The organism is Agromyces humi, assembly GCF_009720255.1.
GTDB classification, from domain to species: domain Bacteria; phylum Actinomycetota; class Actinomycetes; order Actinomycetales; family Microbacteriaceae; genus Agromyces; species Agromyces humi.
The window spans coordinates 1-555 of sequence record NZ_WJSP02000781.1 but is presented as its reverse complement, the minus strand read 5'-3'; the positions used below and the strand labels follow the sequence as shown (position 1 = coordinate 555).

At 72.3% G+C, this 555-nt stretch carries 1 protein-coding gene; it reads right to left on the bottom strand.

Annotation, left to right across the window (positions count from 1 at the left end; translation table 11 throughout):
- Positions 1-34: 34 nt before the first annotated feature.
- Positions 35-454, bottom strand: coding sequence for a pilus assembly protein CpaE (locus GH736_RS24145; protein ID WP_159607635.1), 420 nt, complete (start codon positions 452-454; stop codon positions 35-37).
- Positions 455-555 lie beyond the last annotated feature (101 nt).

Below are 555 nucleotides of genomic sequence, written 5' to 3'. Positions count from 1 at the left end.
TCCGTCGCGGCCGCGGCCCGCCCCGCGGCATCCGTCATCGCGACCTGCCGATGAGCTCGAGCAGCGCGAGCCCGTACGCCTCGGCCACGTCGGGGTGCTCGAAGCGCATGCGGGAGCCGGCCACCTCGACCTCGACCTCGAACGCGTCGTCGAGACGGGTCAGCGACCGGAAGGTCGCCCGCAGCAGCTCGCGCAGCTGGTCCTCGCGCGGCAGCCACACCGCGTCGGCGAGGGCGACCGAGTCGAGCGCCCACTCGGTGGTGCCGTTGAACGCGAGGATCGTGCCCGTCGGGTAGCGCCGCGCCTCGATCGTCATCTCGCTCACCGTGAAGACGTCGGCCTCGACCTCGGCCTCGACGTGCTCGGCCAGGTCGAGCTGGAACCGGTCGCCGGACTCCGGATGCCACGTGAGGCCCGCTTCCCGGAGCGCGAGCGCCAGCTCCCTGCTGATCATCACCCCATGCTGCCCTGAACCGGACGCCACGTCACGCCCCCCCTCGATGCAGGTCGGCGGCCTGAACTGAGCGCAACGCGTTGCCGCGGCACGATGTTCGG

Excerpts from the sequence above, each read along its gene's own strand:
- GH736_RS24145 (WP_159607635.1), bottom strand. The coding sequence starts at position 454 with ATGATCAGCAGGGAGCTGGCGCTCGCGCTCCGGGAAGCGGGCCTCACG.